The 24,910-nt window shown below is 63.7% G+C and carries 26 protein-coding genes; 15 read left to right on the forward strand and 11 right to left on the reverse strand.

The window, feature by feature from the left end; genetic code table 11:
* Positions 1–771 carry a CPBP family glutamic-type intramembrane protease gene (locus MTX23_RS15725; protein WP_280977579.1) on the forward strand — a complete coding sequence of 257 codons (771 nt, stop codon included), beginning with the start codon at positions 1–3 and terminating at the stop codon, positions 769–771.
* Between the two features lie 79 nt (positions 772–850).
* Here the strand turns inward: MTX23_RS15725 and MTX23_RS15730 are convergent, their stop codons facing one another.
* Positions 851–1,492 (reverse strand): NAD(P)-binding domain-containing protein, encoded by a 642-nt coding sequence (locus MTX23_RS15730; protein WP_280977580.1) that lies wholly within the window; start codon positions 1,490–1,492, stop codon positions 851–853.
* A 984-nt stretch (positions 1,493–2,476) separates the two neighbouring features.
* Here MTX23_RS15730 and MTX23_RS15735 point away from each other — a divergent pair.
* The 4 genes from MTX23_RS15735 (at position 2,477) to MTX23_RS15750 (ending at position 6,766) form a co-directional block, all read left to right on the forward strand.
* Complete coding sequence (locus tag MTX23_RS15735) at positions 2,477–3,823, forward strand: extracellular solute-binding protein (protein ID WP_280977581.1); 1,347 nt, start codon at positions 2,477–2,479, stop codon at positions 3,821–3,823.
* Positions 3,824–3,953: 130 nt separating this feature from the next.
* Positions 3,954–4,976: an ABC transporter ATP-binding protein gene (locus MTX23_RS15740; RefSeq protein ID WP_280977582.1), complete on the forward strand. Its 1,023-nt coding sequence runs from the start codon at positions 3,954–3,956 to the stop codon at positions 4,974–4,976.
* A gap of 340 nt (positions 4,977–5,316) precedes the next feature.
* Positions 5,317–5,919 (forward strand): sugar ABC transporter permease, encoded by a 603-nt coding sequence (locus MTX23_RS15745; RefSeq protein WP_280978091.1) that lies wholly within the window; start codon positions 5,317–5,319, stop codon positions 5,917–5,919.
* 1 nt (position 5,920) lies between these two features.
* Complete coding sequence (locus tag MTX23_RS15750; RefSeq protein WP_280977583.1) at positions 5,921–6,766, forward strand: carbohydrate ABC transporter permease; 846 nt, start codon at positions 5,921–5,923, stop codon at positions 6,764–6,766.
* Positions 6,767–6,773: 7 nt separating this feature from the next.
* Here MTX23_RS15750 and MTX23_RS15755 read toward each other — a convergent pair whose 3' ends face one another.
* The 3 genes from MTX23_RS15755 to MTX23_RS15765 form a co-directional block, all read right to left on the reverse strand.
* Positions 6,774–7,700 carry an AEC family transporter gene (locus MTX23_RS15755; RefSeq protein WP_280977584.1) on the reverse strand — a complete coding sequence of 309 codons (927 nt, stop codon included), beginning with the start codon at positions 7,698–7,700 and terminating at the stop codon, positions 6,774–6,776.
* Positions 7,701–7,702: 2 nt separating this feature from the next.
* The gene (gene ruvX, locus MTX23_RS15760) at positions 7,703–8,185 is read right to left on the reverse strand and encodes a Holliday junction resolvase RuvX (RefSeq protein ID WP_280977585.1); all 483 of its coding nucleotides are present in this window, start codon (positions 8,183–8,185) and stop codon (positions 7,703–7,705) included.
* An 85-nt stretch (positions 8,186–8,270) separates the two neighbouring features.
* On the reverse strand, positions 8,271–9,161 hold the full coding sequence (locus tag MTX23_RS15765) for a LysR family transcriptional regulator (RefSeq protein WP_280977586.1): 891 nt from the start codon (positions 9,159–9,161) through the stop codon (positions 8,271–8,273).
* A 104-nt stretch (positions 9,162–9,265) separates the two neighbouring features.
* Here MTX23_RS15765 and MTX23_RS15770 point away from each other — a divergent pair, with 104 nt between their 5' ends.
* Together MTX23_RS15770 and MTX23_RS15775 are read left to right on the forward strand one after the other, a co-directional pair.
* Positions 9,266–10,282, forward strand: coding sequence for a nitronate monooxygenase (locus MTX23_RS15770; protein ID WP_280977587.1), 1,017 nt, complete (start codon positions 9,266–9,268; stop codon positions 10,280–10,282).
* A 106-nt stretch (positions 10,283–10,388) separates the two neighbouring features.
* Positions 10,389–11,468: a nitronate monooxygenase family protein gene (locus MTX23_RS15775; RefSeq protein WP_280977588.1), complete on the forward strand. Its 1,080-nt coding sequence runs from the start codon at positions 10,389–10,391 to the stop codon at positions 11,466–11,468.
* On the opposite strand, the gene MTX23_RS15780 is transcribed toward MTX23_RS15775, so the two are convergent.
* Positions 11,459–11,629, reverse strand: a complete 171-nt coding sequence (locus tag MTX23_RS15780; protein ID WP_280977589.1) for a hypothetical protein — start codon at positions 11,627–11,629, stop codon at positions 11,459–11,461. The genes MTX23_RS15775 and MTX23_RS15780 overlap by 10 nt on opposite strands.
* Before the next feature lie 369 nt (positions 11,630–11,998).
* Here MTX23_RS15780 and gatC point away from each other — a divergent pair, with 369 nt between their 5' ends.
* The 5 genes from gatC to gatB all read left to right on the forward strand — a co-directional run bounded on the left by gatC (position 11,999) and on the right by gatB (position 16,266).
* Positions 11,999–12,286, forward strand: a complete 288-nt coding sequence (gene gatC / locus MTX23_RS15785; protein WP_280977590.1) for an Asp-tRNA(Asn)/Glu-tRNA(Gln) amidotransferase subunit GatC — start codon at positions 11,999–12,001, stop codon at positions 12,284–12,286.
* Positions 12,287–12,312: 26 nt separating this feature from the next.
* Positions 12,313–12,543: a hypothetical protein gene (locus MTX23_RS15790; RefSeq protein ID WP_280977591.1), complete on the forward strand. Its 231-nt coding sequence runs from the start codon at positions 12,313–12,315 to the stop codon at positions 12,541–12,543.
* A complete protein-coding gene (gene gatA, locus MTX23_RS15795; protein WP_280977593.1) occupies positions 12,540–14,015 on the forward strand; it encodes an Asp-tRNA(Asn)/Glu-tRNA(Gln) amidotransferase subunit GatA in 1,476 nt (491 codons plus the stop codon). The genes MTX23_RS15790 and gatA overlap by 4 nt, the downstream gene beginning before the upstream one ends.
* Positions 14,016–14,018: 3 nt before the next feature.
* The gene (locus MTX23_RS15800) at positions 14,019–14,309 is read left to right on the forward strand and encodes a hypothetical protein (protein WP_280977595.1); all 291 of its coding nucleotides are present in this window, start codon (positions 14,019–14,021) and stop codon (positions 14,307–14,309) included.
* A 469-nt stretch (positions 14,310–14,778) separates the two neighbouring features.
* Positions 14,779–16,266 (forward strand): Asp-tRNA(Asn)/Glu-tRNA(Gln) amidotransferase subunit GatB, encoded by a 1,488-nt coding sequence (gene gatB, locus MTX23_RS15805; RefSeq protein ID WP_280977596.1) that lies wholly within the window; start codon positions 14,779–14,781, stop codon positions 16,264–16,266.
* Positions 16,267–16,332: 66 nt separating this feature from the next.
* Here gatB and MTX23_RS15810 read toward each other — a convergent pair whose 3' ends face one another.
* Positions 16,333–16,722, reverse strand: coding sequence for a hypothetical protein (locus MTX23_RS15810; RefSeq protein WP_280990728.1), 390 nt, complete (start codon positions 16,720–16,722; stop codon positions 16,333–16,335).
* Positions 16,723–17,079: 357 nt separating this feature from the next.
* Between MTX23_RS15810 and MTX23_RS15815 the strand changes: the two genes are divergently transcribed.
* Together MTX23_RS15815 and MTX23_RS15820 are read left to right on the forward strand one after the other, a co-directional pair.
* A complete protein-coding gene (locus tag MTX23_RS15815) occupies positions 17,080–17,313 on the forward strand; it encodes a hypothetical protein (protein ID WP_280977598.1) in 234 nt (77 codons plus the stop codon).
* A 480-nt stretch (positions 17,314–17,793) separates the two neighbouring features.
* Positions 17,794–18,060: a hypothetical protein gene (locus MTX23_RS15820; RefSeq protein WP_280977599.1), complete on the forward strand. Its 267-nt coding sequence runs from the start codon at positions 17,794–17,796 to the stop codon at positions 18,058–18,060.
* Positions 18,061–18,104: 44 nt separating this feature from the next.
* Here MTX23_RS15820 and MTX23_RS15825 read toward each other — a convergent pair whose 3' ends face one another.
* The 4 genes from MTX23_RS15825 to MTX23_RS15840 all read right to left on the reverse strand — a co-directional run bounded on the left by MTX23_RS15825 (position 18,105) and on the right by MTX23_RS15840 (position 21,499).
* A complete protein-coding gene (locus MTX23_RS15825; RefSeq protein ID WP_280977600.1) occupies positions 18,105–18,866 on the reverse strand; it encodes a sulfite exporter TauE/SafE family protein in 762 nt (253 codons plus the stop codon).
* 70 nt (positions 18,867–18,936) lie between these two features.
* Complete coding sequence (locus MTX23_RS15830; protein ID WP_280977601.1) at positions 18,937–19,656, reverse strand: AraC family transcriptional regulator; 720 nt, start codon at positions 19,654–19,656, stop codon at positions 18,937–18,939.
* A gap of 80 nt (positions 19,657–19,736) precedes the next feature.
* Positions 19,737–20,978 carry an MFS transporter gene (locus MTX23_RS15835; RefSeq protein WP_280977602.1) on the reverse strand — a complete coding sequence of 414 codons (1,242 nt, stop codon included), beginning with the start codon at positions 20,976–20,978 and terminating at the stop codon, positions 19,737–19,739.
* Between the two features lie 11 nt (positions 20,979–20,989).
* Positions 20,990–21,499 carry a PaaI family thioesterase gene (locus MTX23_RS15840; RefSeq protein ID WP_280977603.1) on the reverse strand — a complete coding sequence of 170 codons (510 nt, stop codon included), beginning with the start codon at positions 21,497–21,499 and terminating at the stop codon, positions 20,990–20,992.
* Positions 21,500–21,701: 202 nt separating this feature from the next.
* Here MTX23_RS15840 and gcvA point away from each other — a divergent pair, with 202 nt between their 5' ends.
* On the forward strand, positions 21,702–22,604 hold the full coding sequence (gene gcvA, locus MTX23_RS15845; protein ID WP_280977604.1) for a transcriptional regulator GcvA: 903 nt from the start codon (positions 21,702–21,704) through the stop codon (positions 22,602–22,604).
* Positions 22,605–23,630: 1,026 nt separating this feature from the next.
* Here the strand turns inward: gcvA and eno are convergent.
* Positions 23,631–24,908, reverse strand: coding sequence for a phosphopyruvate hydratase (gene eno, locus MTX23_RS15850; protein WP_280977605.1), 1,278 nt, complete (start codon positions 24,906–24,908; stop codon positions 23,631–23,633).
* Between the last annotated feature and the right edge of the window lie 2 nt (positions 24,909–24,910).

The following is a 24,910-nucleotide window of genomic DNA, read 5'->3' on the forward strand; positions in this document are numbered from 1 at the left end:
ATGGACGCAATCAATCCCGAACCGCCGCCCTCGGCCGTCGAACCGTCGCCGCGCCCGCCACGGGTCTGGAAGTTCTGGGGCACGGCGCTGTGGGGGCTTCTGATCTTCGCCGCGATGTTTCTCGGCCAGCTCGCCGTGATCATCTATTACGTGATCAAGCAGGGCGGTCCGCTGTCCACCGAGGGTATCACCCATGTGGTCGCCGACGGCGTGACGATTGCGCTTTCGGTGATGGCAGGCCTGCCGATGGTGCTGCTGGCGCTATGGGTCGCGATCCGTCCGACGCGGATATCGTTCGCCGATTATCTCGGATTGCGCTGGACGTCGTGGCGCAACGTCGTCATCGGCGTCATCGCGCTCGTCGTAGTGATCGGCGGCTGGGATATGGTGTCCCGCGCGGCCGGCCGCGACGTGCTCCCCGGTTTCATGGGGGATGTGCTGAAATCGGCTCAGGCCGAGGGCGCGCTCTGGCTGTTGGTGATCGCGTTCGCGGTTGCCGCGCCGATCTGGGAGGAGCTGTTCGCGCGCGGCTGGCTGTATCGCGGCTGGTCGGAATCCCGGCTCGGCCCCTATGGCGCGATCCTGCTGTCATCGCTGGTCTGGACGATGATGCATCTCCAGTACGATTGGTTCTTCCTCTGCGAGGTGCTGTCGATCGGGCTGTTGTTCGGCTATCTGCGCTATCGCACCGGCTCAGTCTGGCTGACCATCGTGCTGCACGGGCTGAACAACCTGGCGGCCACGATCCAGACCTGGTGGTTGACGGGATGACCGTTAGGTAGAGGCTAGGCTCACCTTCGCTGCGACGTTGTTGCAGGCACAGCGACATGTCGAACTTCGAAGCATGAGCTCACGTCCGGTCCACGGCAGCGAATGCCCAGGTCCGGCCTTTCCCCCGCAGGAGCGCCTGGTTGATCCAGACCATTCCGAAGGGTTCGAGGAGGCGCGACGTCCTGATGTCGCCGGCGTCGAGCGGCTCGAAACCCAAATCTGTCAATACCGTCGCGACTGCAGCCTTCGCCTGTGTGTCGTCGCTGGCCATGAACATCACCGGCCTGTGCGGCATGCCGGCATTGTCGGCCATGATCTCCGCGCCGACCTGATTGAGCGTCTTCACCACGCGCGCGCCCGGCAGCCAGCTGGCCACAATCTCGCCGCCGCTGGTCGTATGACCGAGCGTGAGTTCGAGAACGCCACCAATCATCCCGAGCGGATTCATGCAATCGATGACGATCTTGCCAGAAAGATCGCCCAGAGCCTTGATGGCAGCTTCGGCAACGTTCCACGGAAGTGCGAGAACGACCAGGTCAGCAGACTTGGCAGCCTCTGCCGGTGACGCCAGCCCTGCGCCGACATCGGCAGCAAGGTCTTGTGTGGCTTTATTGGTGATATCGCGCGCCCCAAGAACAACAGTGTGCGAGTGCGAGGATTTTCGAAGTCCTCGCGCGAGGGCGCTACCGACGGTACCGGTCCCGATGATCGCTATTTTCATGGCACGATGCTCCCTTCCTGATGCCAATCAAAACAAACGAGATGGTGAGCAATTCCGCTGGCTATGGTCGCGCCCTCGAAGGCCCGGTGCTCATCGACGATATGCGGATATTTGGTTCCACCGCATACGCCGCACCCGATGTCAGCAAAGGCCCAAGGCCGGCGTGTATCCACAACGCCGGCCGCAACGGGGCCCATTGAGGGCAAGCCGACGTGACTATTTTATGAGTATGCACCGCGCCAGCACTATAGCAACGGCCGAAAGAGCGGCGGCGCGCGGTGAGCCTTGGCTCAGCCTCTTCGAGCCTGCCGAACTGCACGAGTTGCTGCGCGGCGCGGGCTTTAGCGCAATAGAAAATCTCGGCGCTTCCGAAATAGCCGAGCGCTTCTACGGGGTCGTGGGGCCAGACATCACTCTCGGACCCGGTCCCCATATCGTGCGGGCGGCTACGGAAGGACGCATCGGCCTGGAGGCTGAGTGCCTGGCTCAGGGTTTGGTGATGAGAACCGGATCTCGCGATTGACCACGCTGCGCGCGCACTGCAGTTGAGCCGGCTGGATCCAACAATGTTTGGCATTCATGCGGCAGTCGCTTGTGCTCATCTCTTGGTGCGCCGCTATGACGAGGCGTCATCCGTTGGCTGGTCCGCATGGAAGCGGATGTTGCGCGGGCGTAAGCGGGGCGGAGCTGGCCGGGATCGAAAGGCTTAAGTCACTCTGGTGTCGCGAGCCCGTCGACGATCAATTCGCCCGAAGATCTCCGGCGGCAACGAACTCAGCCGCGCGCCGCGGGGTGATTTGCCGGGGGCGTGCAGCAACCGCGGGAGGGGAAAACGCGACCAAGGCTTGTCCGAAAGTCGCATGGAACTTCTCGTTGGAACTTCTCGTTGGTGGTTCACACACGACGAGGCAGACATTTCATCGAGTGGGGCGCGCCTCATCCAACCGCTGCCGGACAATCGGCAAACAACCGGGAGGAGCCCAGATGAGTACAGCCAGACCTTCATCCATCACCCGGCGCCGGTTCTTGCGGGACACCAGCCTCGTTCTTGCCGCCGCCGGTGCGTCTCCGGTGCTGTCCGCGCCCTTTGCATCCCGCGCCATGGCCGACACCAAGACGCTGACGATCGTGCAATGGAGTCACTTCGTTCCGGCCTATGACACATGGTTCGACAAATTCGCAAAGGATTGGGGCGAGAAGAACCACATCCAGGTCACGGTCGACCACATTCCGGTGCAGGACGTCGCCGCGCGCGCGGCCGCCGAAGCATCGGCCGGATCCGGGCACGATCTGTTCGGATGGAACGGCGCGGGCGGGGCGCATCTCTACCGCAAGTTCCTGGTCGACGTTACCAGCCTGGTCGAGTCGGTCGAGAAGAAGTACGGCAAGATCACCGTGATCGGGCGGCAGATTGGTTACAACCAGGACGACCACACCTGGTCTGCGTTTCCCGACTATTACATCAATTTCCCGGTCATGTACCGCAAGAGTCTGTGGGAGGGGATCGGCATGAAGCCCGAGACGTGGGACGATGTCCGGATCGGCGGCGCGAAGCTGAAGCAGAAAGGTCACCCGGTCGGGATTTCGCTCGGTCACTCAAACGATCCGAACACGACGTGGCGAGGCGTGCTGTGGAGTTATGGCGGCGCCGTCCAGGACGAGGCCGGCAAGCATGTCGTTCTCGACAGCAAGGGGTCGGTCGAGGCGGTCAAGTTCGCCGCCGCCCTCTACAAGGAGGCGATGACGTCGGACGTCCTGTCGTGGAGCGACGCCAGCAACAACCAGTACATCGACTCGGGCGTCAGCTCGCTGATCATCAACCCGATCTCGGCCTATCGGACGGCCCAGCAACTCAACAAGAAAGTGGCCGACGATATCTTCGTGATGGAGCCCCCCAAGGGTCCGGTGCGTCGGTTGATGGGCGGCGCTTCGGAATTCTACGGAATCTGGAAGTTCGGCAAGAACCAGGAGGCGGCGATCGAGTTTCTCAAATACTACGCCGACCACTGGATCGAGGCGTTCAAGGCGAGTTCGGGGTACAACAACCCGATCTTTGCCAATATCGTGCCCAAACCAATGCCGCTGCTGTCGGATGATCCAACCTCGACACCGCGCGACAAGTTGGCCGCGCTGCAGACCTCAGACGAGTGGTCCGCCGTTCCCGGCTATCCCGGGCCGGCAACGCCCGCGACCGACGAGGTCTACAACGACTTCATCATCTGCGACATGATGGCGAAGGCGGCAACGGGCGCGATGACGGCTGAAGACTCGGTCAAATGGGCTGCGCAACAGTGCGAGGCCATCCTCACCAAGTGGCAACAGAAGACGTGAAGCGATTGCCCGCGCCCAGGCCTGGGTTCGCACGCAGGCCACGGCGCAGACTGGAAGCAGAAGGGCAGACAGGAACCACGCGCCGCCAAGCGATCGGCGGCGCGAAAGATCAACGCTGCTAGGATGACCAATGGCTACGGTATCTGCGCGGAACATCGTCAAAAGGTTTGATGAAGTTCTCGCGGTTAACGGCATTTCGCTGACGGTACCGGACGGCGAGTTCGTGGTCCTGCTCGGACCCTCGGGCTGCGGAAAGACGACCTTCCTGCGCATCATCTGCGGGCTCGAGAGGCAGACGAGCGGCGATCTCGTCATCGGCGGCAATGTCGTCAACGACGTTCCGCCGCGGGCCCGCGGCGTGGCGATGATGTTTCAGAGCTACGGCCTCTATCCGCACTATACGGTGCGCAAGAACATCGCTTTTCCGCTCCGAACCCAGCGCGTGCCCCGCACCGAGATCGAAAAGAAGGTCAATTGGGCATCGCGCCTTCTCGGGATCGAGCATCTGCTCGACCGGACGCCGCGTCAGCTGTCCGGCGGCGAACGACAGCGTGTTGCGCTTGCGCGTGCGCTGGTGCGCGAGCCGACCGCGCTCCTGCTCGACGAACCGCTGTCAAACCTCGACGCCAAATTGCGAGCTTCAGCCCGCCAAGAGATCAAGCAGTTCCAGCGGCGGGTCGGCGTCACCACCATCTATGTCACCCACGATCAGGTCGAGGCGATGGCCATGGGCGATCGCATCGCCGTTGTCGATCATGGGAAGGTTCGGCAAGTGGGAACGCCGGCAGAGATCTACGACGAGCCCGCCGATCGATTTGTCGCGACCTTTGTCGGCGCGCCGCCCATGAACCTGCTCACCCACAATGGGGCGTATCTCGGCTTCCGTCCGGAGAATTTTCTCCCCATGGAAATGATGAGGGACGGTACGGTCACAGAATTTTGGTTCCGTGTCGATCGCTACGAGTATCTCGGCTCCGAACGGATCGTTTACGGCGCGATTGAAGGCTTCGATTCGCCTCAGCTTATTACGGCGAAGTTGCCGGCCCACACCGCAGAAGAAAGCGTCCGACCCGGCGAGCGGCACCTGTTCGCCGTGCACAACCGCGACCTGCGCTATTTTGACCAGGACGGCAAGCGGACCGGTCGACATTAAACCAGGTCGTATAATGGTTACCATTGCTGAACCAGTCACCAAACCAGGCTCGCGCTTCCGCTACATTCTGGACAGGCGCGGAACGCTCGGCGCCGTCTTCGTCGCGCCCGCGATCCTTTATGTCCTGCTGCTGGTCGGAGGGCCGTTTCTGCTGGCAGTGTATTACTCGGTCAGCGCCTATACGATCTACGATCCGTCGTGGCGCTTCGTGGGTCTGGCAAATTTCGCGCAGATTATAAAGAACCCGGTGTTTCTCGAGACGCTGGGCAACACGTTTCTCTTCACGTTTGGATCGCAGCTCCTGGGACTGATCCTTGGCAAGTTCGGTGCGTTCTTGCTGATGCGGCCGTTCGCCGGTCGCAAGATCGTCAGGGCGTTGATCATATTGCCCTGGGCCGTGCCGATCGCGCTGGCCTCCGTCGCCTGGGAGTGGATGTTTGATTCCCTCTACAGCGTCATCAACTGGTCGATGATCGCGCTGGGCATCATCAACCGCTCGGACGCGCCGAACTGGCTCGGCAACCCTCATCTGGCAATGCTCTGCGTGATCATTGTCAACGCATGGCGCTTCTTTCCCTTTGCGATCGTCATCTTCCTCGCGGGCATCACTTCGGTCCCGCAGGATATCATCGACGCGGCGACCGTCGACGGCGCCGGCTTCTGGCGGCGCAACTACCAGATCGTGCTGCCGTTGATCCTCCCGATCGTCGCCGTCGGCTTGATCTTCGGCATCGTGTTCACCTTTACCGACCTTTCCATCGTCTACCTGCTGACCAATGGCGGCCCCGTCAATGCAACCTCGGTTCTGGGCTTTCGGGGGTTCCAGGTCGGCATCGTTTCCGGCGACGTATCGCACGGTGCCGCCATCTCGCTGTTCATGCTGCCGGTCCTGCTCATCGTGGTCATCGTCGTGTTGCGATTCATCCGGCGGAGGGAGGTCTGAGATGCAACGCGTCGTCACCAACGTGGCCGGTCAGGTCGGGTTCTATCTCGCAATTGCCTTCTTCGTCGTCGTGACCACTTTCCCGTTCTATTGGATGCTGATCACCTCGTTCAAGAGCAATCCAGACCTGTACGACGTTACCAACGTTCCGTTCTGGTTCAACGAGGCGCCCACGCTCGAACATTTCCGCTACCTGTTCGAGCAGACGCTGTTCGCGCGTTGGCTGTTGAACTCGCTGGTGATCGGGCTCTGCGTAGTCGCGATCACGTTGATTGTGGCATTGCCCGCCGGATACAGCCTGGCACGTTTGACCGGGAGAAACGGTGAAGCGCTGGGGATCGGCATCTTCCTGACCTACCTGGTGCCGCCAACCCTGTTGTTCCTGCCACTCTCGCGGATCATCGCCAACCTCGGACTGCAGAATTCGATGTGGTCGCTCGTGCTGGTCTACCCAACCTTCACCATTCCATTTTGTACGTGGTTGTTGATGGGCTTCTTCAAGGCTTTGCCGCCCGAGATCGAGGAAGCGGCGATCGTCGACGGCTGCAGCATGTTCGGCGCTTTTGTCAGGATGGTGATCCCATTGTCGTTGCCGGCGATTCTGACGACCGTGATCTTCACGTTCACCTTGACGTTGCAGGAGTTCGTATACGCGCTGACCTTCATTTCCTCGTCCGCGCAGAAGCCGATCACGCTTGGTGTGGCGACAGACCTTGTTCGAGGTGATATCTTCTTCTGGGGTGAGATCATGGCTGGCGCATTGATTGCCAGTGTCCCGGTGGCGATTGCCTACAACCTCCTTCTCGATCGCTTCATCACCGGCATTACCGGCGGTGCCGTCAAATAGCTGCGCGCTAAAGCCCGACCGCAGCAATCGCGATCGGCATCGTGATCGCGGCCAGGATCGTTTGCAGCGTGATGATCTGGGCGAGCAGCGGCGCGTCGCCGCCCATCTGGCGCGCCATCACATAGGCGGAGGGGGAGGTCGGCACCGCGGCACAAGCGGCGACGATCGCAAGGCTCGAGCCGCTGAGGCCGAACCACGTCGCGAGCGCGACGGCGAGGAGAGGCATCAGCACCAGCTTCAGGACCAGCGCGACGCTGGCAGCGAGGCTGGGGCGGAACATGCCTTCCAGATGCAATCCGGCGCCGGTCACGAGCAGGCCGATCGCGAGCGACGAGCCACCAAGCGCATTGGCAACCTCGTGCCAGATCTTGGGCAGCGGGATGTGCGCCACGTTGATGGCGAGACCGATGACGCAGGCCCAGATCAGCGGGTTCTTCACGACCGTCATCACGATCGCGCCGGTCGACTGCTTCTGCGGCGCGGCGTAATGCGCCAGCACGGCGACGCTGAAGACGTTGACCAGCGGGATGATCGCGACCATCGCCACCGATGCCAGCGCGAGCCCGACGCTCCCAAAGAGATTGCCTGACACCGACAGCGCGACATAGGTCTGCCAGCGGATCGCGCCCTGGAAGATCGAGGTGAAGGCCGGACCGTCGACGCCGGCGCGGGCGAGCGGGGAGCGCAGCGCAAGGCACAGCAGCGACATCGCGAGCGCCGACAGCAGCAGTGCACCGCCGACACCGGCGATCGGCACTTTTGTCAGATCCGCCTTCACCAGCGTCTGCACCAACAGCACCGGGAACAGCACGTAATAGGTCAGCCGCTCCAGCCCGTGCCACTGCGTGTCTATTCGCATCAGCGTCCGCCTCAGCACGAAGCCGAGCACGATCAGCAGGAACACCGGCAACAGCGCCGCAATCACCACGGCCATGGTCAGTGATCCGCGCGCAGCTTCGCGAGCCGGTCCAGCGCGCCCTGCAGGATGAAGATCGCGGCGTGTTCGTCGATCACCTCGGCGCGTCGGCTACGGCTGACATCCATCCCGATCAGCTCGCGCTCGACCGCCGCGGTCGAGAGCCGCTCGTCCCACAACGCAATGGCAAGCGGGGTGAGCCCTGCGAGGTTGCGGGCGAACGCCCGGGTCGATTGCGCGCGCGGGCCCTCGCTGCCGTCCATGTTGATCGGCAGGCCCAGCACGAAGCCGACCGCGTTGCGCTCGGCCGCGATCGCGAGCAGCCGCGCCGCGTCCGCCTTGAAGGCCTTGCGCTTGACGGTCTCGACACCGGTCGCGAGCCGCCGGTCCGGATCGGAGACGGCAACGCCGATGGTCTTGGTGCCGAGGTCGAGGCCGATCAGCGCGCCGCGCTCGGGCCAGTGCGGTGCTGCATCGATCAGAGGAAGGATAGGGGCGGGCATGGCCTGCGCATAGCATGCGCCCGCGCGGTGAGGCAAAGCCCGATCACGGCGTGGTGTCCATGCGAAAACGCCACGCCTGAGGTCGTCATGCGGCGATCACGCGATCGTCGCCGGCAAGGCAGGCGACCAGTCCCTGCAGTGCGCTGTATTGATGCGTGGTGCGGCGCTGGATGAACAGCGTGTCGACGCCGGCGTGCCGCGGGTCGAGCTTGTGGATACTGACCTCGCGACGGACGTGATCGCGTTCGACGACGGCGCGCGGCAGCAGGGTCACGCCCATGTCGGCGGCGACACAGCCGATCATGCCGTCAAGCGTGCCGAGTTCGAAGCGCGCGGCCGACGGCCAGCCGAACTCGGTGAAGACCTGTTCAAGGCGTTGCCGGTAGGTGCACCCGGTGCGGAACACGAGCGCCGTCGGCCCGGATTCCGCTGTGCCGGCACGCAATGCGGCCAGCGACTTCCAGCGCGGCGCGGTGACGAGAACCAGTTCCTCCCTGAAGGCGGCCGTCGAGGTGAGCTCGGCGTGCTCGATTGGACCGGCAACAAATGCGCCGTCGAGCGAGCCGTCGAGCACGGCGGCCACTAGATCGGCGGTCGGGCCGGTCCGCAGCGTCAGGCGCACGGCGGGATGGCGGCGATGAAATTCAGCGAGCAGCGTCGGCAGCCGCACCGCGGCGGTCGTCTCCATCGAGCCGATCGACAGGGGACCCTTGGGCTCGCCATCGTCGCGTGCGGCAAACACCGCTTCGCGCGTCAGCGCCGCCATGCGTTGGGCGTAAGGCAACAGTCTGCGGCCGGCGCCGGTCAGCGTCATGCCGCGGCTGTGCCGTTCGAACAGCGCGGTGCCGATCTCGGCTTCCAGCGCTTTGATGCGCTGGGTGACGTTGGACTGCACCGTGTTGAGCTCCTCGGCGGCGCGCGTGATGCCGCCGAGCCGTGCGACGGCAGAAAAGGTGAGCAGATCGATCAGTTCCACGGCCGCGCTCCGTTTCATTCTGGAGATGATAACGTTCTCTCGTATTCATTTTTCAAGAATGTTAGGCCCGCTTAGGCTCCCTGTCCAGAACAGGGAGCAAGCGCATGCCGATCAGCACCGAACTGACCGCGCGACTGGGCATCCAACATCCGGTCCTGCTGGCGCCGATGGACACGATCTCCGGAAGCGGGCTCGTCCGGGCGGTGAGTGAAGCCGGTGGCTTCGGCATCCTGGGCGGCGGTTACGGCGACCGGGACCGGCTCGCGGGCGAGACCGCGAAGCTGAAGGATTTTGCCCGCCCGTTCGGCATCGGCTTCATCACCTGGAGTTTGGCGAAGCGACCCGAACTGCTCGACATAGCGCTCGAGGCGCGGCCGCATGCGGTCATGCTGTCGTTCGGCGATCCCGCGCCGTTCGCGCCCAGCATCAAGGCCGCGGGCGCGCTGTTGATCTGCCAGGTGCAGGCCGAGGACATGGCACGGCAGGCGCTCGACTGCGGCGCCGACGTCCTGATCGCGCAGGGCACGGAAGCCGGCGGGCACGGCGCGTCACGCACCACGATCGATATCGTGCCGGCGATCGTCGATCTCGCAGCGGGGCGGGTGCCGGTTGTCGCTGCCGGCGGGATTGCCGACGGGCGTGGGCTGGCGGCGATGTTGATGCTCGGCGCTTCAGGCGTGCTGATGGGAACGCGCTTCTATGCCAGCATTGAAGCCGACGGCGCCGACGAGGCGAAGCGGCGGATTTGCGCGGCAAGGAGCGGCGAGACCGTGCGTGGCGTCGTGTTCGACTGGTCGCGCAAGCTGATGTGGCCTTCGCCGTTCTCCGCCCGCTCGCTCTCCAACGATCACCTGCGGCGCTGGACCGGCCGTGAGATCGACCTGATGCAGCGCGCTGACCAGATTGCCGCCGAATATGCCGAGGCGAAGGCCGTCGGCAATTTTGATGTCGCCGCCGTCTTTGCCGGCGAGTCCGTGGGCCTGATCCATGATATTCCACCAGCGGCCGAGATCGTCGGGCGCATCGTCGCCGAGGCCGAGCAGTCCCTGCAGGGCCGGCGCAACTCTCTTCCTTCTCCCCTTGTGGGAGAAGATGGCGCGGACAAAGTACGCGCCGGATGAGGGGTCTGTTTCCGCGGAGGCAGACCCCTCACCCGGCGCCTTCGGCGCCACCCTCTCCCACAAGGGGAGAGGGTACTTACCCATCAGCCGAGCAATGAGACACACCATGTGGCCAGATCATCGTATCATCGACCTCTTCAAGACCGAATTCCCGATCGTGCTGGCACCGATGGCGGGCGTCATGGACGCCGAGCTGGTAATCGCCGTGGCGCAGGGCGGCGGGCTTGGCTCGCTGCCGTCAGCGATGCTGTCGGCGGAAAAAGCGCGCGAGCAGGTCAACATCATCCGCCAGCGCGTCAAGGCGCCGGTCAACATGAACTTCTTCTGCCACAAGGCGGTCGATGCCGATCCCGCGCGCGAGGCCACATGGCGGCAGCGGCTCGCGCCCTACTATCGCGACTATGGCCTTGATCCGAACGCGCCTGTCACCGCGGCCAACCGCGCGCCGTTCGACGCCGCGTTCTGCGCGGTGGTCGAGGAGCTGAAGCCCGAGGTCGTGAGCTTTCATTTCGGCCTGCCGGAGTCGAAGCTGTTGCAGCGTGTAAAGGCGACGGGCGCGGTCGTGATGTCGTCGGCCACGACCGTGAAGGAGGCCATCTGGCTGGAAGAGAACGGCGCCGATGTGATCATCGCGCAAGGCGCGGATGCGGGCGGCCATCGCGGCATGTTCCTGACCGACAACATCCCCGAACAGCCCGGCACGTTTGCGTTGGTGCCCCAGGTGGTCGATGCGGTGAAAGTGCCGGTGATCGCGGCTGGCGGCATCGCTGACGGACGCGGCATCGCGGCGGCGTTCGCGCTCGGTGCGTCCGGCGTGCAGATCGGTACCGCCTATCTGCGCTGCCCGGAGTCAAAGGTAATTCCGGCCGCGCGGGTTGCGCTGGCGCAGGCGAGTGACGAATCGACCGTCATCACCAACGTGATGACCGGACGGCCGGCGCGCGGCGTCGCCAACCGCGTGATGCGCGAGGTCGGCCCGATCTCATCCGATGCGCCGGCGTTCCCGCATGCAGCGACGGCGCTCGGGCCGCTGAAGGCGGCTGCCGAAAAGCAGGGCAAGGTGGATTTCACCAATCTGTGGGCCGGGCAGGCGATACGGATGGGCAAGGAAATGCCGGCCGCCGAGCTGACCAGGGCGCTGGCGGGCGCTGCGCTGGCGCGAATGGGCGCGCTATCTCAGGCCTGATGCGCGGACTCGTCGCGGCCGATCTCGAGGTGCTCCGCGGCGAGTGCGCGATAATGCGCGGCCATTTCCTTGTAATGTTGCCGGGAGATCGGGTCGGTCGCGCTTTCGGCGCGACGCTCGAACATCTCGGCCTTTTCCTGCAGAACCTTTGCCTGGGACAAGGCTGTCCTCGCCTCACTCAGACGAGACAAGCGACGTAGAGGATCGCGATACCCAGCACCGTGCCGATCGACCAAAGCGCCGGGTCCCAGCCTTCCGGCCGGGGCGTGTTTCCGAGCATGGACATGACGCGCTCCACATTCTTCCGTTTGGGAGAAGTAGGCGCCGTGACTGTTTCGGGACGACTTCGTCGGGGGCACAAAGTGGTTTCGTCGCGGGGTGTTGCTGCCTGAATGCGCCTGATTTGGCAGGACGTTCGGCCCGGTCGCCGGTAGTGGCTATCGCCCAAGCGGTCCGCCGCCGCGGTTGCGGTGCAAAACCGGGCTCTGCTATACGGCGGGCTGACCTTTCAGCCCCGAGGCCATATATTAATGTCCGTTGACGCCACAACCGTCCGCCGCATCGCGCATCTGGCGCGGATCGCGGTCAGCGACGCCGAAGTTCCCCATCTCCAAGGCGAGCTGAACGCGATCCTGGCCTTTGTCGAGCAGCTGTCGGAAGTGAACGTCGACGGCGTCGAGCCGATGACCTCGGTGACGCCGATGGAGATGAAGAAGCGTGCCGACGTGGTCAATGACGGCGACATCGCCGATGCCATCGTCAGGAACGCGCCCGACACGATGAACCACTTCTTCCTGGTGCCGAAGGTGGTCGAGTAGCTCTCTAATTCGGGAACGACAGTCCGATGTGTCTGCTCTGTGACGACGAGAAGGCCTACAAGGCCTATATGGACTTCCTCGATGCGATGGAGCGGAAGGGGAAGGTCGCCGATCCAAATGAGGCGATGGACGCCGTGCTCGATCATCTCGAGGCGCTCGATGCGGCGCGCGCCAGGGAAAATGCCAACGCCCGGCAAGACGATCCCGCCAACGACACGACCCTGTCTCCGTTCTTTTGCAGCCCGATCAATAAATGACCGATTTGACATCGCTGACGATCGCCGAGGCCCGCCAGGGCCTCGCGAACAAGTCTTTCACCGCGCGCGAACTCACCGACGCCCATCTGGCGGCGATGGAATCGGCGCGCGTGCTCAATGCCTATGTGCTGGAAACGCCGGATCGCGCGCGCGAGATGGCGAAAGCCGCCGACGACAAGATCGCCAAGGGTGAGGGCGGTCCGCTCGCCGGCATTCCGCTCGGCATCAAAGATCTGTTCGCGACCCGCGATATCAGAACCACCGCGTGCTCGAAGATCCTCGGCAATTTCCTGCCGCCCTACGAGTCGACCGTCACCTCGCAGCTCTGGCGCGACGGCGCGGTGCTGCTCGGCAAGCTCAACAACGACGAATTCGCAATGGGCTCGTCGAACGAGACGTCCTGCTTCGGCCCGGTGACCAATCCGTGGCGGCGCGAGGGCTCCAACACCACGCTGGTGCCGGGCGGCTCGTCCGGCGGTTCGGCGTCGGCGGTGGCGGCATTGCTGTGCATGGGTGCGACCGCGACCGACACCGGTGGCTCGATCCGCCAGCCGGCGGCATTCACCGCAACCGTCGGCATCAAGCCGACCTATGGTCGCTGCTCGCGCTGGGGCATCGTGGCGTTCGCGTCCTCGCTCGACCAGGCCGGCCCGATCGCCCGCAGCGTCCGTGATTCCGCGATCCTGATGCGCTCGATGGCGGGCCACGATCCCAAGGACACCACGTCGGTCGATGTCGCCGTGCCCGATTACGAGGCCGCGATCGGCAAGTCCGTGAAGGGCATGAGGATCGGCATCCCGAAGGAGTATCGTCTCGACGGCATGCCGGACGAGATCGAGAAGCTCTGGAGCGAAGGCGCCAAATGGCTGAAGGCGGCTGGCGCTGAACTCGTCGAGGTGCCGCTGCCGCACACCAAATACGCGCTGCCGGCCTATTACATCGTGGCACCAGCCGAAGCTTCGTCGAACCTCGCGCGCTATGACGGCGTGCGCTACGGGCTGCGCGTTCCTGGCCGCGGCATCACCGAGATGTACGAAGGCACACGCGCCGAAGGTTTCGGCGCGGAGGTGCGCCGCCGTGTGCTGATCGGCACCTATGTGCTGTCGGCCGGCTATTACGACGCCTATTATTTGCGCGCACAAAAGGTGCGCACGTTGATCAAGAAGGATTTCGAGGACTGCTTCGCCAAGGGCGTCAACGCGATCCTCACGCCGGCGACCCCGTCGGCAGCATTCGGTGTCGGCGAGAAGGCCGGCGCCGATCCGGTCGAGATGTACCTCAACGACATCTTCACCGTGACCGTGAACATGGCCGGTCTGCCGGGCATCGCCGTTCCTGCCGGCAAGGACGCGCAAGGGTTGCCGCTCGGCCTGCAGTTGATCGGCCGTCCGTTCGACGAGGAGACGCTGTTCTCGCTCGGCGAGGTGATCGAGCAGGCCGCGGGCCGCTTCACGCCGGCGAAATGGTGGTGAGCGATGGCGGATTTCCGGGCCAGTCTCGCTGACGCTGCGCCGGACAAGACGCTGTCGCCGCCGCTCGCCGCGCTGTGGTGGGCCGCGAAGGATGATTGGGATCGGGCGCACAAGATCGTGCAAGACGAGGGCGACGCCAATGCGGCCTGGGTGCACGCCTATCTGCATCGGGTCGAGGGCGATCTCGGCAATGCCGGCTACTGGTATCGCCGCGCCGGCCAGCCGGTCGCAAAGGACACGCTCGAGGCGGAGTGGGAGCGGATCGTCTCCGCGCTGTTAGCCGAGCGCAATTGATGGTGCCGAGGCACCGCGATCGTTAACCCTGTTTTGCCCGCCAGGCGGGCGCCCAGAAGCAGCGTCTTTGTGCCGGACGCGCCGGAACGTGCTCTGTCATCCATAACCGCACGCCCTTCGTGTTCGGCAAGACGTCCTTCGACGCGCTGTGCAGCGACATTAATCCCTAGCTGATCGCGGCGGGGCGGATGCCCTGCGCTCGAACACGGCGTATCAATCGTTCCGGCGCGGCCTCTGATCTCGTTTACTCGGCGAACGCCTTAACTCCTCATCCTGAGGAGCCCGCAAGGCGGGCGTCTCGAAGGATGTAGGCTACAGATGGGGCCTCATGGTTCGAGACGCGCGTTCCGGGCTCCTCACCATGGGGGACAAATGCCCCCGCGCGGGCTGTAAGGCGGCTTGACTGCCGCGGTCGGTTGCGCGAAGCCCAATTCATCCCAGATATCACTTTATCCGGAAAACGAGATCCATGACCGCATCTGCCGCACCCCATAAACTGATTAAAGGCGCGACCGGCGACTGGGAGGTCGTGATCGGCATGGAGATCCATGCCCAGGTCACCTCGAACTCGAAATTGTTCTCGGGCGCTTCGACCGCGTTCGGCGGCGAGCCCAATTCCCATGTCTCGCTGGTCGATGCCGCGATGCCGGGCATGCTGCCTGTCATCAACGAGGAGTGCGTCCGCCAGGCGGTGCGCACCGGTCTCGGGCTGAACGCGAAGATCAACCTGCGCTCGGTGTTCGACCGCAAGAACTATTTTTATCCGGACTCGCCGCAGGGCTACCAGATCAGCCAGTACAAGTCGCCGATCGTGGGCGAGGGCGAGGTGCTGCTCGAGCTCGACGGCGGCCGCAGCGTCACCGTCGGGATCGAGCGGCTGCATCTGGAGCAGGATGCCGGCAAGTCGCTGCACGATCAGTCGCCGACGATGTCCTATGTCGACCTCAACCGCTGCGGCGTCGCGCTGATGGAGATCGTCTCCAAGCCCGACATCCGCGATGCCGAGCAGGCCAAGGCCTATGTGACCAAGCTGCGCTCGATCCTGCGCTACCTCGGCACCTGCGACGGCGACATGGAGAAGGGCAATCTGCGCGCCGACGTCAACGTGTCGGTGCGCCGCTTTGGCGAGACCGCGTTCGGCACCCGCTGTGAAATCAAGAACATGAATTCGGTCAACTTCATCGGCCAGGCGATCGAGTACGAGGCGCGGCGCCAGGTCGAGATCATCGAGGACGGCGGCAGCATCGACCAGGAGACCCGCCTGTTCGATCCCAACAAGGGCGAGACGCGCTCGATGCGCTCCAAGGAGGAGGCGCACGATTACCGTTACTTCCCGGATCCGGATCTGCTGCCGCTCGAGTTCACCCAGGCCTTCGTCGACGATCTCAAGGCGCATCTGCCGGAGCTGCCGGACCAGAAGAAGATCCGGTTTATTGCGGGCTTCGGTCTGTCGCCCTATGATGCGAGCGTGCTGGTCGCCGAGCGCGAGAGCGCCGACTTCTACGAGACGGTGCTGTCCGGCCTTGCCGACAAGACACGCGACGGCAAGCTCGCCGCCAACTGGGTGATCAACGAGCTGTTCGGCCGACTGAACAAGGAGAGCCGCGACATTGCATCGTCGCCGGTGTCGGCTGCGCAGCTTGGCGCGATCGTCGATTTGATCGGTGAGGGGACGATTTCCGGCAAGATCGCCAAGGACTTGTTCGAGATCGTCTGGCAGGAAGGCGGCGATCCGCGGGAGCTCGTGGAGACGCGCGGCATGAAGCAGGTCACCGACCTCGGCGCGATCGAGAAGGTGGTCGACGACATCATCGCGGCCAATCCGGACAAGGTCGCGCAAGCCAAGGCGAAGCCGCAAATGGTCGGCTGGTTCGTCGGTCAGGTGATGAAGTCGTCCGGCGGCAAGGCGAACCCGCAGGCGGTGAACGACCTGCTCAAGTTCAAGCTCGGCATCTGAGCCAACGACGCGACGACGCCGTCTCCGGAGCATAATCCTTCCCGAAAGCAGTCTTGCGCTTCCGGATCATGCTCTCGCAACGTCTCTTTTCGGCGTCGTCGCGGGCGCGTGATTGCACTGTGATTGCGCCTCACACCCGCCGTTCGTCGTCGCGATGACGGCTGTCCTCCCGAATCGTCCGAGCCGCGATTCGTGCTCGAACCAGGCCTTCACGACCTGAAACGAGGCGAAAAGCGTCTTTCCCACGAAAATTTTTTCGTTGCCAAAGTTTGCGACTCGGAGGCCGCGACGCGCCGCATTTCGATATCGCCGGCGACTCAACGCGACGACGATCGCGGTTCGATCATGGGAATGCGAATTCAAGAAGTGCCTGCAAAACGGGCGTTTCCTGCGATATTGACAAATGCCGATGTCGACGGCTGCTGCACTTCTTGCATCGTCGCGCTTGCGCATCATCGATTTGATCGATGACGCGCGCTGCGCGTACGCCCATCGCTGCGTCAACACTTCCTTAAGCGGGACACTGTTTTTTTTGGCCTGTTGGTGTATTCGGAAAGAAGTGCATTTCGATTCCCGAGTGCACGCAGCGAAGTAAGAGCCATCTCACATACTGGAGGGCAACATGGCTAAGAAGGCTAAGAAGGCTAAGAAGGCGAAGAGCGCAGTGAAGAAGACTGCGAAGAAGACCCGCAAGGTCGCCAAGAAGAAGAAGTAAGCCTCTCGCCTCGAGAGGATTGCCGGCAGCTTGATGCCGGCACGTCACGAGAGCCACCGGGCGGACTGCTGAGAGGCAAATCCCACGCGAGGCTCCGGTTGACGAAAGAGGGTGTCGGCGAGACATCAGGTCAAACGGCTGGATCGTATTTCGGGAAGCTTCGCTTTCCAAAACCGGTCCGGCAGAAGAAACGAGAGATTTCTTCGTTCGGTGCGGAACCCTTCTGGTTCCGCAATTTCACCGGCGGGAATGCCCAGGTGAAATCTGGCCCTGACGTGTTCGCCGACCCCCTCGTTCCGGCGGCCCGCGCAGTCTGCGCCTTGGCGGCCTAGTTCCCCAAAGTCCAGCTCTGATCGTCATCGGCCCGCGGCGATTCGCGTTTTCTGAGTGCGCGCGCCAGCTGCATCCACGACGATGAACTGTCGGCCGTTCCTGGGCGGCCTCTCGTCAAACTCCAAACTGATCACGCGCGGCCATGGCCGCGGCATGCAGTGGCGTGCTGCCATTGTCCGCAATGGTTATCGTTGTCCGAAAAGCCACGGTAAACCAGCGTTCACGAATGCGCAGAAGTGCCTGTGGCACAGGCACTTCTGCGCTTTCCCAGATCGCGGCGCGCGCCCCGAATTTACATCCCGTTCATCGCGATACTTAAACCGCTCTTCAAACTTGATGGGCCATGATCACCCCAACAAGCCGGCAAACGGCGAGCGCATGATCCGCGGGATCAGCGCGGAGACAGACGGGCGTTTTGACAGTGGACGGGGGCCGCGCTCGGGGGAGGGCGGTCAACAATAATAAGGGGAGTTGCGACAGTGTTTCAGGGGGTCATCGATCAGGACACGGCCGTTCCGGTCGCGGCGACTGCGATCCACGACGTGCTGTTCGAACGCGGACTGTATTGGGCGAGCGGCCGCTCCGGCGTGGTCAATCTCGTCGCAGCGCACAAATGGTTCAACCTGGCGGCCCTCAAGGGGCGCACCGACGCTATCGCACTGCGCCGCGAGGTCGCCGAGCAGATGTCCGACGTCGAGATCGCTACCGCCCAGCGCGAAGCCCGCGCCTGGATGACGACGAACTAACGGTTTGGTCTTGATGCGGGGGCCATCGGCCCCCTCGTGATACCCTAAAGCCAATATCGCGCCGCATAGATCACGGTCATCACCGCGCCGGCCACGATCACGAATTGCCTGATGATGTGGCCCGGAAGAATCCGGATCAGGTGACCGCCGGCATATCCGCCGACCATCGCGCCAACCAGCATCGCTCCGGTCTCGGGCCAGCGCACCGCTCCCTGCATGATGAAGATGAGGGTGGCAGAGCATGCGACGCAGGTCGCAAGCAGGTTCTTCAGCGCCTTTATCGCCCTGATATCGTTCGGCTCGGAGATCGACAGCACCGCGGTCAGGATGACGCCGAGGCCGGCGCCGAAGAAGCCTCCATAGACGCACGCCAGTCCGAGGACAGCACTGCTCGAGCCTGTCGACGACAGGGCGGCCTTCTGACGCCGGACGCTCCAGGCCTGGATCTGCGGTGCGACGGCGAACAGCAAGGTCGCAAACGCGATCAGGGCCGGCACCGGCAGGGTGAACAGCCGTTCCGGAAGCAGCAGCAGCACGACGGCGCCAACCGTTCCGCCGAGCAGGGCGACGATGACGAAGACCATCGCCCGCAGGCTTGGCGGCGGCAGCTTGCCGCGATCGGCGAGCGCCGCGATCAAATGCCCCGGCGAGATCGCAACCGCGTTCGATGCGTTGGCGATGACCGGCGGCAAACCCGCAGCCAGCATCGCCGGAAAGGTGATCAGCGTCGCGCCGCCTGCCAGCGCGTTGATCAAGCCTCCCGCGACACCGGCCGTCACCAGCAGCACGCCTGTCTGCCCATCCATCCTTCACCTCCCGTCGGGTGAGGGATAGCTGGGCGCATGCAGGTCCGTCTGGAACGTCTGTGACCGCGTATCAATCGCGCCAGTAGACGCCCGGCGTCGTGCCAAACGTTCGGCGGAAGTGCCGGGTGAGGTGGCTCTGATCCGAAAATCCAGCCTCGGCCGCCACCGCGGCGATCGGCCAGCCTTGCCTGAGCAATCGCCGGGCCAGGTTCAGCCGGGCTAGCATCCGGAACGTACGTGGTGCGATGCCGAGCTCGCGGGTCACCAGGCGGGTGAATCCTTCCCGGCTGCGTCCAAGCCTTGCGGCGATGTCGCCGATCCGCTCCACGCTATCGGTCAAGTGGTGACCGAGTATCGCCTTGTCGGTTGTCACGGACACCCGAACGCGTTCGCCGGACAGCACCTCGTCCGCGATTGCCAGGATATGCTCCGCCGATATGTCGGCGGCATCCCGCCAGCGTTGCGCGATGCGCGAGATCAGAAGCGTCGACGGGGAGCGGCTGGCCGGAACATAGGCGTTCAGGCACACCGTGTCCTTGTCTGACGTTGCCATTGGGGCATGCAGCAATCCCGCTGGCATGAATGCGGCGTGGCCTGCCGGCACAGTCACCGTCGCGCCGTCGACGCGATAGGCGCGGGAGCCGGACAGAACAAGCACGATCTGGGTCTCGTCATGGAAGTGCGGCCTGAGACCGAGCGAGCCTGCACCGCGCCAGGATGCGAGCTCGAGGATACCGGCGACGTCCGTGCGCCGGTAATTCCATGTCGTGGCCGGGGCCAAGCCTGTCATCGCGAACTACTGAACCGGGGACCATGTCGGGTGAGCGGCCGAGCGTACCACACCACGCCGCGGAAACGTTATGCGAAGCCTTACGGCACTGCCACCGCAGTGATTGGCGAGGCGGTTCGCAGTGTCGCCATCGCGATGACGGCGGCGGCGACGTTGGCCGCTGCGCTGATCGCCACCGGGATGAAGTAGCTGTGGCTGACGTCGAACGCAAAGCCCGCCGCGCTCGGCCCCAGCAGCGTCCCGATCGCGACGCTGGTGTAGAGGATGCCGATGATGCCGCCGACGTTGCGGCCGCCGAAATGGTCGGTGACGACGGCGGGCAGGATCGCGACCCAGCCGCCGTAGAACACGCCGAACAGCAGCGCGAAGACCGTCAGCGACCAGAACCCGCCTGCGATCGCCCAGATCGCCAGCGAAACGGCCATCCCGACATACATCGCGATGAGGAACGTATCGCGGCCGATCCGATCGGCGATGCTCCCTAAGAAGAAGCGGCCGGCCGTGCTGCCGACACCGATCATCCCGAGCAGCAGCACCGCGAGGGCAGGCGTCACGTGTTGATCGACGGCAAAGGGCACCAGATGGACGAAGGGCACGAACACGCCGAACGCGCTGATCAGGCACGCCGCATAGAGGCCGGCGAAGCGCGGCGTCCGCACCGCCTCGCCGATCGAGACGCCCCGGCGGACCGGCCCGCTCGACATGGAATCGAGCGGATCGCCGTCCGGCCCGGTTCCATGCCAGCGCGGATCGTCCGCGATCAGCAGCGATGAGCCGATGCCGGTGATGGCGGCTAGGACGCCCAGCACCAGATAGGAGTCCCGCCATCCCAGACTTGCGATCAGCCAGGTCGCGAGCGGCGGCATCACCAACGTGCCCACACCAATCCCGCTGACCGCCAGTCCCGACGCGAAGCCACGCCGCCTGACGAACCAGCGCTGCACCGCGCCGAGCGTCGGGACATAGGCGCAGCCGACGCCGGCCCCGATGCCGATGCTGTAGGCGGCATAGACCTGAACGATCGTCTGCGCCTGGCTTGCCAGCATGAGGCCGAGACCGACCAGCGCCATGCCGAGCGCGGCGAGCTTGCGTGCGCCCCAGCGGTCGGCAAGCGGCCCGGAGATCACGCCGAGACCGAAATACAGGAAGCCGGCGAAGGAGAAGACCAGCGACACCGAGCCGCGCGAGGCGCCGAAATCGCGTTGCAGCGATTCCACGAAAGACGAGAAGGTGTAGGCGCTGCCGAAGCCGACGAACGTCACGACGAAGGCGGCCGCCACGACGAACCAGCCGTAGAACAGCCTTGGTTGCACGGCATGCATGACGGCGCTCCTCATGATTGCTGGGTTGGCGCCAGGCGGCCGACAGCGTCGGCGGGCGGATAGAGCAGCATCTGGGTGCAGCGAAACAGCGCGATAGCCTTTCCTGCCGCCTCGCTGCTGCGGATCTCCGCATCCCAGACCTGGGTCGTGCGCCCTGCATGGATGAGACGCGCCTCGCAGCTCACGATGCCTTCGCGCGCGGCGCCGATGAAATTCGTCTTCAGCTCACCGGTGGCAAAGCCTGTCGCGCCCTCTGGCAGGGAGGCGAGACAGCCGAAGCCGCATGCGGAGTCAGCCAGCGCGACGATGGTTGCGCCGTGCAGGAGGCCGTGCGGCGAGAAGTGTTTCTTCGCGACGTTGAAGCGGCCGCGCACGCGGCCTCTCTCTGCCTCGATCCATTGAAACTCCAGCAGGGCAGGCAAGCTGCCCGCCTGTGACGCGTTGATGCGGTCGACCAGCGTGGTCGCGCGGTCACTCCCGCTCGGACCGTGGACGGCGAATTTGTCGGGGGCATCGGTCATTTCTGGCGCTCCATCAGCCACGCAAATGCCCATCGGGAACGGGTGATTTAGGCATAGCGTATGAGGTAGAAAATCTAAGCTTCGTCGTGGAGCTCTCTCCGCGTTGACGCGGTTTTGGCTCGCGGGTTATCCTCATATGGAGCGAGAAGCCGAGGCTCACAAACCAGTATTGCTGGTTAAATTGGATTAGAAAATCTAACGCATGGATCAGAAGGTTCCGCCGCTGAATGCGCTCAAGGCGTTTGAAGCCGCCGCGCGCCACCTCTCGGTGAAGCTCGCGGCCGAGGAGCTGTGCGTGACGCCGGGCGCCGTCAGCCAGATGCTCAAGACGCTGGAGGTCCATCTCGGCGTGCGCCTGTTCGAACGCGTGCCGCGCGGCATCTATCTCACCGATGCAGGGCGCGACTATCTGCCGTCGATCCGCAATGCCTTTCGCCAGATCGCCGAAGCGTCGCGCCGCGTCGCCGCGTCAAACGACGTCGGCACGCTCACGGTCAGCGTGACGCCGTTCTTTGCCTCCGCCTGGCTCGTGCCACGTATGGCGTCGTTTCAGCACGCGCATCCCGAGATCGATCTGCAGATCGTCACCAGCAGCGCGCTGGTGGATTTTTCGCGCAGCGGCGTCGACGTCGCGGTGCGCCACGGTCTCGGCCGCTATCCGGGGCTGCGCAGCGACCGGGTTGTCGCGGTCGAGATGGTGGTCGTCGCGGCGCCCTCGCTGGTGGCGCGGCTTGGGCGGCCGACATCACCCGCCGATCTCGCGCGCTGGCCGCAGGTGCACGACGCCGATCGCAAGGGCTGGAGCCTGTGGTTTCAAACCAATGGCGTCGAGGAGGTGCGCGCGCCGCGCGGACCGTCATTCGACGACACGAGCCTGCTTCTGAAAGCCGTGCTGTCAGGGCAGGGCGCGGGCCTGCTGCCGGCGGCGATGGTCGAGAACGAAATCCGCAGCGGCGAACTGATCCAGCTGGTGGAAACGACGCAGATGGAAGAGTTCGCGTATTACCTGGTCTGCCCGGACAACAAGCAGGGGCTCCCGAAGATCGCAGCGTTCAGGGAATGGATATTGGGGCCGATCGCGCAACCGGCCGCCGCGGAGCAGTAGTTATCAATGTCCACCTTTCCTGGCTGGAAGCCCATCCCTCCGGGGGAAAACAGAAACTTAGATCCATCCACCCGTGGCAGCGGTTGACGTCAATCGAGCCGGCGAACCGGTATCCGCCGAGACGTTTTGGAACTCTTTTCGTGCAGGCGCCGTTGTCGGTTTCGAACGGCGTGACGGCCTCGACGTCACATTCACCAGCCCGGGAGGGGCAGATGAAAGCTCTGTTGATGGCGGTGTCGATGCTCATGCTCGGTATCGGCCCAGCGGCAGCGACAAACGAGTGCGGGCCCGGCTGCCATGCCACGATCAACGGTGCGTGCGTCGTGGACGGCTGGGGCGCCGGGGCGCGCGTCTGGAATGAATGCCCTGCGGGATCCCATCCTCGCCCGCCGTGTCCGGCGGACTATGTCTGGCACGCGCAGATGCGCGCCTGTTTCCCGAGGTAGCGCATCCTGGAGAGGCGGATCACGTTCCGAGGGCGGCAATCTGGTCCGCACGAATGGTGTGCAACCATGCGTTAACCATGGCAGTTGGACAGTGAAGACATCGCACGGAGGCGGTCATGACCGGGAAGATGTTGATTCTCGCGATGCTGGTGAGCGCAATCGGGTTGGACTTCACGCTCGGATATATCCTGGGTCTGCTGGATTTCGACCTCTGACGCTCGCGCGCCGTGGCAAGGCTGTGCGGCCGTCCCGCGCTAGGGAATTTCTTGAGCGGCTGGCGGGAGATACGACAGGACTATTTGCGAAAGTTCCCGGTGTTCCAGGGCGCGTTCGGACTGCCGATTGATCTTCCCGAACCGGGAGCGGCGGGGTGGGCGGATTACGTGCTCCCCGGTGAAAGGTTGCAGGAAGCTGCTTGTAGAGATCGAGAAGGGGCATTCGTGTCGAGTCGGCCGCGCCCGGTCATGTCTGGTCGAGCCCTCACAGCCGACGTGTGGACAGCACCCCATTTTGTCACGTGTCTGGGGAGTCCGATCCCGAGCGCGCGGCACGCCTTCGGTCACGCCCATGCTCGCTCTCCTTATTCTCGGAAAGGGCTTTTGAAGATTGCCACTGACCCGAGCTCCCGCTCGATTTCGAGCAGGCGGTTGTATTTGGCGAGTCGTTCGCTGCGTGACAGCGAGCCTGCCTTGATTTGTCCGCCGCCCATTGCGACTGCGAAATCAGCAATGAACGTGTCTTCGGTCTCGCCAGATCTGTGCGAGACGACGTATTGCCAGCCTGCCTGCCGGCACATTTCTATGGCTTTGATCGTCTCCGAAACTGTGCCGATTTGATTGAGTTTGATCAGAACGGCGTTCGTTGCCCGGCTGTCGATGCCCTTTTGAATGAAGCGAGGGTTAGTTACGTAGAGATCGTCGCCGACGATTTGAATTTGATCGCCGCAGGCTGCAGTTTGCATCCGGAAGCCGTCCCAATCGTCCTCGGCGAAGCCATCCTCGATCGAAACTATCGGGTAGCTATCCAACAGGCGATTGTAGATCGCGAGCAGCTCTTTGCGCGAGATGGTCGCATTGCTGGATTTCGCGAAGACGTACTTGTCACGATCCGCAAAGGAACTGGCAGCAGGATCGAGGGCAAGACCGACATCGGCGCCAGGGCGCAAGCCCGTGCCGCAAATCGCTGCGACGATGAGTTCGCAGGCTTCCTCGGCTGTTCTCAGGTTTGGCGCAAATCCTCCCTCGTCGCCGACCGCCGTCGAATATCCGGCCTTGTGGAGAAGATCGTGAAGTGCGTGGAAGGTCTCGGCACCGTATCGGAGGGCGTCAGCAAAAGTCGCGGCACCGTGCGGTACGATCATGAATTCCTGAAAGTCGAGGGAATTTTCAGCGTGCCGACCGCCGTTGATGACGTTCATCATGGGGACAGGCAGCCTCGCAGCCGCGTTGCCGCCGAGATACTGGTAAAGGGGGACACCCGATGATGAGGCCATAGCGCGAGCAACAGCCATCGACACGCCGAGAATTGCGTTAGCGCCCAAATTGGCTTTGTTTTCCGTGCCATCGAGTGCGATCAGGGCCGCATCGATCGATTCTTGGCGCGTGTCCGTCATGCCTGCGAGGCGATCTCGGATGACACCATTGACGTGTCCAACCGCCTTGAGCACGCCTTTTCCGCCATATCGGGACATGTCGCCGTCTCGAAGTTCAAGCGCCTCGTGCCGTCCCGTCGAGGCCCCGGATGGCACAGACGCGGTGCCGACGTGGCCGCTATCCAGTTTTGCGACAACCCGCAGCGTGGGATATCCGCGCGAATCCAGTATTTCGAATGCGTCGAGTGATTGGAGGACAGGGGTCATTT

It is taken from the genome of Bradyrhizobium sp. ISRA436 (assembly GCF_029910015.1).
GTDB lineage: Bacteria > Pseudomonadota > Alphaproteobacteria > Rhizobiales > Xanthobacteraceae > Bradyrhizobium.